The following is a 9327-nucleotide window of genomic DNA, read 5'->3' on the forward strand; positions in this document are numbered from 1 at the left end:
ATGCGCGTTGAAAGACGTTTGCAGGGCAGGGCGCTCGGAAGCAACAGCGACAATTTCTTCATCCTGATAATAAAACGCCGGCCGGATGCCCGAAGGATCGCGCATGACGAAAGCATCGCCGTGGCCGATCATGCCGGCCATAACGTAGCCGCCGTCAAATTTTTTGCTGGCGCGGCGCAGCAGGCGCTGTACATCGAGGTTGTCGTAGATCAGGTCATTGATCTGGACATTGTTATAGCCGTCGGGCTTGAACCAGGTGTGCAGGCGTTGCACTTCATCGTCGAGGAAGTGTCCGATTTTTTCCAAAACCGTCACCGTGTCGGATTTTTCTTTGGGATATTGCCCCAGTTCTACCAATTCTTGAAAGAGTTCGTCTACGTTGGTCAGGTTGAAGTTACCGGCCAGGAGCAGGTTGCGGTTGATCCAGTTGTTTTGGCGCAGGAAAGGGTGGCAGGTTTCGATGCTATTGTCGCCGTGGGTTCCGTAACGCAAGTGGCCAAGGAGCAATTCACCAACGTAGGGGAGATTGTCTTTCATCCAGGTCGCGTCACTCAGTTGTTCGTCGCTGAGTGGGCGAAAGTGTTTGCTCCAAATTTCATCAAAAAGCTCAGTGAGGTAGTTATTCGGTGTGACGTTGCGTTTGCGGCTGATGTATTTGGTACCCGGTTTGGGATCCAATTTGATGGTGGCAACGCCAACCCCGTCCTGGCCCCGGTTGCGTTGTTTTTGGAGGAGTAATTTCAGTTTTTCTAGCCCGTACAGTGCAGTTCCGTACTTTTTTTGATAGTATTCCATGGGCTGAAGTAAACGAATGAGAGCAATACCACATTCGTGTTTGATAATCTCGCTCATTGTATGTGTTGGTTGACGAATTCGGCCGCAAAGGTACGGTAGAATGTGGAGAATAACAGCGAAGGATTGTGCTTAGTTGAATTGGAGTAAAAAGTTTGCCGCATCATTATTCAACTGAGTGATTCCATCAACGGCTTTCTTTTTTCAAAATCAGGTGGTTGAGGCCCCAGATTAAAACGCTTACAATCAATAGGGTGAGTGGAAAACTTAGGAAGTCTACAGTGGTATGCCAGCCCGGAATAATGCTGATTACAAAATTACTACCCAATGCTAACTGGATCAAAAAAATGGCTAGCATTACATACAATTGAAAGTTTCTGAAAACCTTATTGTTCCTAAACCAAGACCAAAAATTGAAACAAAACAATAGCGGGCTAAATATATCCAACCCCAACATCCAGCCAAACCATGGCCCGTAAAGCCTCGCCTTAAAAGCCATTGATTCAAAGATATATCCAGAAATTGTTGATAAAGTAAGGTGAAAAATTTCAATGATAGCCAGGGTGAGCCCCACATAAGCTAGGATTTTCCAAAGCCCCTCATAATAAGGATAGTTACGTCTGTTCCGGTTTTTAAGACTGAAAGCAATGATGAAATGGAGAAGCCAAGTAAAGAGAATAGCAATGGAAGTAGGAGAAGGAATGAGTAGCATTGAGGTTTTGTTTTGGCCAAAAGCGACTATTGATCTGCAAAAAAGCAGGAGTCATCTCAATTTATTGGGCTTCCAAAAATTCGGGATGACTCCTATTTTATGGCTTGGGGTTGAGCAAATGATAACCTAGTTTTTTGCTCAACCCTATTGCTTAATCGTTTTTCTTTGCTTCCTTAGCCGCCTTCTCTTTTGCCTTCATCTCCATTTCCTTCATTTTTTCGGCTTCTTTCTTGGCTTCTTCTTTTTCCTTGGCGGCGTCTTTTTTGGCCTTTTCTTTTTCTTTAGCAGCTAGGGCTTTGGTTTTGGCCGCTTCTTTTTTGGCTTTTTCCTTGGCTTTAGCGGCGTCTTTTTTGGCTTTCTCTTTTTCTTTGGCGCTTAAGGCTTTGTTTTTTGCTGCTTCTTTCGCAGCATCTGCTTTGGCTTTGGCCGCGGCTTCTTTTTCTTTTTGCGCCATTTTAGCCGCTTCTTCTTTTTCTTCGGCAGCTATTTTAGCCGCTTCTTCCTTATCCTTGGCGGCCTCTTTTTTGGCCTCGGCAGCTTCTTTAGCTGCTTCTTTTTTCTCCTTTTCACTCATTCCGCTTTGTGCTTGCGCCTGGAATTGGAAGGCAACAAAACTAAGCACCAAAAGCAATAGTAACTTTTTCATCGCAAGATGTTTTACGGTTATTAGGATGGTACATTGACGAGTGAAATATAGAAATAATTATCAAATAAAAGTTACAGTTGCGGGTAGCTTTCTGAAACTTGTTTGGCAAAAGCCAGCAGTTCCGCTTCTTGGAGCTTTCCAGCCATAAACTGCAAACCTACGGGCAGGCCCGATTCGTGGGTGCCTACGGGTAGGGCAATGCCCGGGATGCCGACCATATTGGCCTGTACAGTAAAAATATCCGCAAGGTACATTGCCACCGGGTCCTCCAGTGATTCCCCCAGGTTCCAGGCAGGAGTGGGTGCAGCGGGCATCAATAAAAAGTCGTATTCTGCAAAGATGGCGTCGGTTTGTTCAGTGATCAGGCGGCGGACTTTTTGTGCCTTGGTATAATAGGCATCGTAATAGCCAGAACTCAATACAAAAGCGCCCAACATGATCCGACGTTTGACCTCTTGGCCAAAGCCTTCCGAGCGCGACTTTTTATACGTCTCCTCCAGAGTTTTGGCATTTGGACTGCGGTAGCCAAAGCGGATGCCATCGTAACGCGACAAGTTGGAAGAGGCTTCGGCAGTCGTCAAGACGTAATAAGCTGGAATGATGTAGTCGAGGTAGTCAAAAGGTACACTTTCTACGGTATGACCTTGTGCTTTGAGCCAGTCAATCATGCGCAGGCATTGGGCCTGGATGCCCGGGTCCAGCTTGGGGTGGTGCACAGCGGTATCAAAATAAGCCACTTTAACTGGCCCTTTGGCACTCAAAAGCTGGCTATAAGCTGGAACCGGATTTTGGCTACTTGTGGCATCAAATTCATCCGGTCCTGCAATGATTTCCAGGGTCAGCGCAATATCATCCACATTGTGGCCCAAAATGCCAATTTGGTCAAAAGAAGAGCCGTACGCCAGCAGACCATGGCGGGAAATCCGACCATAAGTTGGTTTCATGCCAATGACTCCACACAATGCCGCAGGTTGACGTACTGAACCACCCGTATCGGAACCCAATGCCAAAAGACAAGTGTCGGCTTGTACCGAAACCGCCGAGCCACCCGAAGAACCACCAGGGACTTTGGTAGGATCGGCCGCATTGCGCACCGGGCCATAATAAGAAGTTTCATTGGTGGAACCCATCGCAAATTCGTCACAGTTGGTGCGCCCAATGATGATGGCATCTTCAGCCAGGAGGCGTTCAACGGCAGTGGCCGAAAACAAGGATTGGAAGCCACTCAAAATCTTTGAGCCCGCCGTAACGGTGTGCCCCTGATAACAAATCACGTCCTTGATGGACACAATTGCCCCAAACAAGCGACCCAACTGGGCGGGATTGTCGCGGTATTTTTGCTCCAGCTGCCGGGCTTTTTCCAGCGCTTCTTCTTCGAATACTTCTACATAAATATTGAGGGCTCGGTTTTCTTCAATCTTATGAAGGTAATAATGTACCAGGTCTACCAAGGTAGTTTCCCCGCTCTGAATGGCGTTTTGAACTTGGGTAAGCGTTGAAAAGCGCGGCATGTTGCTGTTGAAAGTTGGTTTCGGGAGGCAAAAGTACCCGTTTTTTGGGGAATTAGGAAGGAATGTTGGAGAATGGCGGAGAGAAGTTGATTTGACTTTGCTATTTGGGGCCTTACTGCTTAGGTGTCTCTTAAGTGCCTTAGGTTTCTTAGGTGGTGAAAAAAAGTGGCGCTCAGTTTTTCACCACCTAAGAAACCTAAGGCACTTAAGGAATCACCTCAGTTGGGTAAATATGAAATTGAAATCCTATTTACCAAAGTCGCCACCATTCTCCTGGCTCGGCAGCTTCCAATTTGACATGCGCAGGAGTAGCAATTTTTTTGCGCTTCTCTTTTTGATCCACTTGACTTGCAACAGGATGTTTTTCTTTAAAACCAGGGTTGTTCAATATCCGATCGAGCTCCGCTTTTAAGGCTGCCCCTTTTTCAGGATTCACCATTTGCACATAATGCGTGAAGCCCTTGATGCTTTCCAACACTTGCCCTTGCCCAAAATTGACCGCAGCAGCCCCCTGCGTTTCCAGGCGATGGAGCACCGCCCGGAACTGTTTGAGTTTTGCCCGAGGCACATTGAGTTTTTCATTCACCACTACCCCAGTTACTTCCTGGCGGTTGTTGCGGCGCATCACTTTGATCTTGTCCGGGTGCAGGGTGAATCCCTCATTTTCTACAATTTGTCGGGCTTGCCACAAGATGCGATTGACATCCCGGGTATCATCAGCGGCTTTGGAAAAAGTAAGGTCATCGGCATACCGCGTGTAGGTCCAACCGAGAGTTTTGGCCATGCCTGCAAAACGCCGATCCAATCGCCAGCACAGGATATTGGTGATGGCTGGGCTGCTGGGAGCGCCTTGAGGCAGGCGGCGTTCCCCTTTGTGGACGTGGTAGGTTTGTCCGTCCAGTTCTACCGCATCGGTTTGGGGTTCGGTACAAATGAGCGCCATGATGGTCGACAACTGTTCGGAATAGCCGAGACCCTGAAATACCCCTTTGACCCGACGGTAGGATACCGAAGGGAAAAAATCCTTCAAGTCCATGTTGATCACTACCTCTGCTCCTAGGTGCGGCGCGGCATTGCTCACAATCGAACGTTGGGGCACAAATCCGTGTGCAGCTTCATGCAACTCCACTTTGTACAAAACCTGCTCCAATAACCAATGTTGAGCAGCTTTCAGGCGGGGTGCTGGTGCCGAAATTTCGCGGAAGCCTCCCGTTTTTTTGCTGATTTGAAAGCGGCGGTAATGCGTGGTGCGCGCTACCCGGCGGTCGTAGGCAAGAAAGCGCAACTCGTTGAGAGACACTTTCATTGCCTCTGCAAAACCGGCCACTCCGTCAAAAACGGGTAATCCGAACGTTTCCAGTTGCAGTACATTGCTCTCTTTGTTTTGCAAACCCGCCGAAACGGCTGGCCCCAGCCATTCGATGTCTTTTTGTTGGGCTTCGGCCCAGGCGGCGGCTTTTTCAGCCTGGAGTTTTTGGCGTTTTTCTTTGGTAGTGCTGCGGCGTTGTTTGGCCTCAGCCATGCGCTTTTGGCGCATTTCGCGCAGCATTTTCTTTTTGTTGCGGTAGACGGCTTGCTTTTCCAAGGCTTGCCGCAGCTCGGTTTCCAATTCCTTACGCTGCTCGCGCAGGGATTCGCTTAGTTGGGGCACTCCTTTGGAGGTATCCCAAAAACCCAGGCGTTTCATCTCATTGAGGACGAATTCGTCTCTTCCGCCGAGGGATTTGATTTGTTGCCAAATTTCTTCGCGAGTCATAAGGATAGGTTGAGAAGGTTGAGGAGGTTGAGGAGCTTTAGTGCTGCCGCAAATGGTCATTGAGAAAAAGAAAAAAAAAGCGGCGACGTCGATCTTCGAACAAGCCCAGTGGCAAGCGAATCAACTCCCGCAGCCCGAGCTACCCGGGTATAGTATGCGGGGTTGCGTCTTCGACGCTTCACCGGGCACACGCATACTATACCCGGGTAGCTCGAAGGCTGCAACATGAAGATTCGATTTGCCGACGAATGATTAGTTTGGTGTCACGGATGCCGAAACAACATCCAGATGGCAAGATTTTAATCAGACGCCGCCGCAAACAATTTTGAATAACTAAAAAACAAGGTTTCAGAGCAGTGTCACTCTTCGAACTAACTCTGTTGTAAGCGAATCAACTCCCGCAGCCCAGCTATTAGGCCCACCGATCGGTAATGCAGCCTCTTCGAGGCCACACCGTGTATTACCGATCGGTGGGCCTAATAGCTGAAGGCTGCAACATGAAGATTCGATTTACAGGTGAATGTGTAGTCTTGATGGCAAGGGCGCCGAAACAGCGACCAATGGCAAGATTTTGAACAAGCCCTGAAACCTTAGTTTAAGTTACTGGTCACTCACTTTTGAGTGAACTTGATTGCTAGCCATTCTGGCAGCAAGCATATGGGCACAAGGCCCTTGACGCAATTGATTTTGCTGATAAAAATTACAATCACAAATCGCCCGCACCAGGCGCTGATCCCCGTCAATATGCAATTCAGGGCGATGGGTGCGGTTTTTGTCCTTGACACTTGCAGTGATGAACTGGCCTTTGCCCGCAGTTTCAATCCGTAGTTCACTCACCTGATCGGCTTCCAGCAATACACTGGCCTCTGCTTCACGCGGACTGGCAAAACGCAGCGCCTCGGGAGAAAGTGGATCACGGCTGAGCTCGCGCACCCGCCAAACCTGATGGGTCAAATCGTAGATAACCCGACCAGCCTGGACGAAGGCACTGAGCGCTCCGGCTACTGTTTCTCTTTCCAATTCGAGCCGTTGAGCCAGACTGCCTGTGCTTTCCAGCCAATTCTCGCGCAGGGCTTCAAAAACCAACTGTTTGGTGGCCGAATCCACCTCGCTGCGGGGTGCCAGGAGGTCGAAATTTCCGGCTCGTGACCAGTCATTGGCGGTCCAACCTGACAGGCCCAGCGTGAAAGTCATGTCGCCCAATTGCGCCTCAAAAAAAGAGGGCATTCCAGAACCCAATAAGGTCACCGTAAAACTATGCGCCACAGGAATCAATCGCTCCAACATCAGGAGCCGTCGACGGCCCCAAAGGCGAATTTCCTGGCTTTGTTTTCCCTGAAAGATGCTACGGGGACAAAGCAACTCATGGTTCCAGGGTTCAAAAACGAGGCGGATGGGTTCACCCGGTTTCAAAATCCAGCGCAGTGAACGAGGGCCTTCCGTTTCTTTGTGCCGCCGCAATTGCAAACAAATGTTGTACACATCCATGGGGTGCAACTGAAAGCGTTGCGCGGGCATGGTCATGGCCGAACTGACTTGTAAAAAGCCCCGTACCCAAGTATCGGGCAGGTCAATTTTGACTTCTTTCCAGGCCTCTTCGTCGCTGGTTTGTACTTCAAATCCGCTGGGGTCAACTTTCAGCTCGGTGTCTTTGTAGTCCCGAATTTTTTGAAACTCGTTGTACAACTTGGTGGAATAATCCACATTGGTGGTGCCGCAGCAAAAGTTGTCGATTTGTTTAAATACCTCGTAGCTACAAGCCAGTTTGCCATAGGCACTTTCGTCTTTGCTGAAACATTCAAAAAAGACCTGATCTGGGTGCACCGTGATCACGGGATCCAGCACGTACCAGGCATCTTTGTTGCTTTCGTAGAGGTAGTTGTAATATTTTCTGCGCGCATTCCAATAGTCGTTCATTAGCAGGTTTTCCTCTTTGCGGATGAGTTCGATGTCGGTACGCAGTTGTTTGATTTTGGCTTCCAGCGCTTCCTTATCCCCTACCAAAGTGGCGATGTGCTCCCCCAACAGCAATTCTTCCTGGGTTTGCAACCACTCCAGATAGGCCGATTTGTCTTTGGGTTTGAAGCGCAAATCGGATACCACTACCGCATTGAGTGCCGAAATGGCTTCGCGGAAGGGGATTTTTTGCGACAGTTTACCCAAAAAATAGGTAGGCTGGCGCAGGGTGTCCGGGGCAAATTGCATGGCCGTTCCCGCCGAACCATGACTGACTGCGGACGAACCCGCAAACTTGTAGTTGAAGCGCATGTCAATTTAGTTGGCGGTGAGCATACTCTGATGCAATTGGGTTTCGATCTCCGGGTATTGCACTTGCAAATCCCGCATCAATTCGATGCAGCGCGCCTTATCGGCCTGCACCGTAGTCAGTGATATTCGATTCAGAAGCTGGGCCACTTGTTGAGCAGTGGCCTCAGACAGCGAGGCTTGTTTTTCCAAAAAGTCAAACACCAGGTCTTTGGCTTTGCGGCTTTTGTTGACTTGTGAAAGTATGGTGCTGCAATAAAGTAGCAGCCGATCCAGGGCCAAGGTTTGTGTAGAAGCATATTTTTCCAGGTACTGCGCCGCATAACTTTGCAGCTCTGGTCGGGGATGTTGGCTGATGCGCAACAAAAATTCCGGGCCATCTTCCACTTGCAGGTAAGCCCCGACCATTTCGCGGCCAAAACCTTGTACGGCAGGCAGAACACTGTCGCACACACTCAGCAACACTTCCAAACTCCACTCGCGTTGCCCAAAATGCTCGCGAAAATAGCTGAAGGCAAAGTTGCGGGTATCTTCCCATTCTGACTCCAACAAACGCAGGGCATCTTCCCGTTCGTAGCGCATTCGCTCCACGTTTTCGAGGAACATGCGTTGACAAAGCTGGCGCACGGCCAATACTTCGTGCTCGCCAAAACGAATGATGTTGCGCACGGAAAGGCTGGCTGCATCCACGTATTGAACAATCAGTTGAGCGGCCAGTTTGTTGGCTCCAATTTGAGCGGAGTTGAGCAAGCGGAAAATGGTTTTGCGTTCGATTTCTGCGTAATAAGTAGACAAGTGGGTATTGGCAAAAGCCAGAATTTCCTCGTGTAAATCGGCAAAGGGCTCTTTGCGCAGCAACAACTTCATACATGCACCCAAGGTTGCCTGGGCAAATTCTACATTGAACGCAATGCCCCGCGCCAGAGCTTGCTGAACCACTTCCCGCACCGCAGCATTTTTGTTACTCAATTGTTCGGTTAGCAAGTTGCGCCGGACCAGGATGTCTTCCACATTCAGGGTATGCAGGAGATCCTGGCCGATGGTGAGGATGGAGTCCAGCTTGGACTTGAGCATAAATTCCAGCAGTGCATCGGGCAGTACCGAGAGGTCTTGAGGGCGTTGAGCGATTAATCTTGCACCCAAAGTGGACACTACCTCCAGCGGATGGTGCAACAATTGCTCCAGGAGCGTCAAACTCAATTGAGGTAACAAAGCAGCAGCCCAATTAGGCAATGCCGCCGTCAATTCCATAGCAATCACGCTGGAATCGGCATTGGCCAGCAAAGCCACATCGGGCTGTCCTGCTGCTTGGGGTTTGTCCACATCCAGGGCCAACAGGTAGGCTAGCACCCGCCCCAGCAATGCCTCTTGCTGGCTGGCACTCAAGCAGTCCAGGATTTGAGGCATAGCGGATTGGGTGTTCTGCCGAATGTCGGCTGAAGGATGTATTAAGAGCTGGAGTACAAACTGGGTGTCGGTCACAAAGCTGCCCAAATTGGCTTTCAGCCATTGGTAGCCTTGCTCCCGGATCTCAACATGGGGATTGTTCAATAGCTCCAGCAACAATGCCCGATTGGGCTGGCTGGGGTCAAATTGTTTTACAAGGATATTGAGCGCAAAAAGCGCCGTGGGTCGGTGTTTTTTC

The 9327-nt window shown here is 49.5% G+C and carries 6 protein-coding genes and 1 pseudogene; all 7 read right to left on the minus strand.

The window, feature by feature from the left end; all coding sequences use genetic code 11:
• On the minus strand, positions 1–852 hold an 852-nt coding region (locus SFV55_RS14010; protein ID WP_413776707.1), incomplete at its 3' end, for a class II glutamine amidotransferase.
• A 127-nt stretch (positions 853–979) separates the two neighbouring features.
• Positions 980–1504, minus strand: a complete 525-nt coding sequence (locus SFV55_RS14015; protein ID WP_320030139.1) for a hypothetical protein — start codon at positions 1502–1504, stop codon at positions 980–982.
• A gap of 151 nt (positions 1505–1655) precedes the next feature.
• Entirely contained in the window at positions 1656–2150 is a 495-nt protein-coding gene (locus SFV55_RS14020) for a hypothetical protein (protein WP_320030140.1), read from the minus strand.
• A 71-nt stretch (positions 2151–2221) separates the two neighbouring features.
• The gene (gene gatA / locus SFV55_RS14025) at positions 2222–3661 is read right to left on the minus strand and encodes an Asp-tRNA(Asn)/Glu-tRNA(Gln) amidotransferase subunit GatA (RefSeq protein WP_320030141.1); all 1440 of its coding nucleotides are present in this window, start codon (positions 3659–3661) and stop codon (positions 2222–2224) included.
• A 250-nt stretch (positions 3662–3911) separates the two neighbouring features.
• Positions 3912–5417, minus strand: coding sequence for a reverse transcriptase family protein (locus tag SFV55_RS14030; RefSeq protein ID WP_320030142.1), 1506 nt, complete (start codon positions 5415–5417; stop codon positions 3912–3914).
• A 600-nt stretch (positions 5418–6017) separates the two neighbouring features.
• On the minus strand, positions 6018–7685 hold the full coding sequence (locus SFV55_RS14035; RefSeq protein ID WP_320030143.1) for an SWIM zinc finger family protein: 1668 nt from the start codon (positions 7683–7685) through the stop codon (positions 6018–6020).
• Between the two features lie 6 nt (positions 7686–7691).
• Positions 7692–9327, minus strand: a pseudogene (locus SFV55_RS14040) (hypothetical protein); the annotation flags it as partial.

The sequence above is a fragment of the Haliscomenobacter sp. genome (assembly GCF_033763495.1).
Lineage (GTDB): Bacteria > Bacteroidota > Bacteroidia > Chitinophagales > Saprospiraceae > Haliscomenobacter.

Excerpts from the sequence above, each read along its gene's own strand:
- SFV55_RS14020 (WP_320030140.1), bottom strand. The coding sequence starts at position 2,150 with ATGAAAAAGTTACTATTGCTTTTGGTGCTTAGTTTTGTTGCCTTCCAA.
- SFV55_RS14030 (WP_320030142.1), bottom strand. The coding sequence starts at position 5,417 with ATGACTCGCGAAGAAATTTGGCAACAAATCAAATCCCTCGGCGGAAGA.
- SFV55_RS14015 (WP_320030139.1), bottom strand. The coding sequence starts at position 1,504 with ATGCTACTCATTCCTTCTCCTACTTCCATTGCTATTCTCTTTACTTGG.
- SFV55_RS14035 (WP_320030143.1), bottom strand. The coding sequence starts at position 7,685 with ATGCGCTTCAACTACAAGTTTGCGGGTTCGTCCGCAGTCAGTCATGGT.
- gatA (WP_320030141.1), bottom strand. The coding sequence starts at position 3,661 with ATGCCGCGCTTTTCAACGCTTACCCAAGTTCAAAACGCCATTCAGAGC.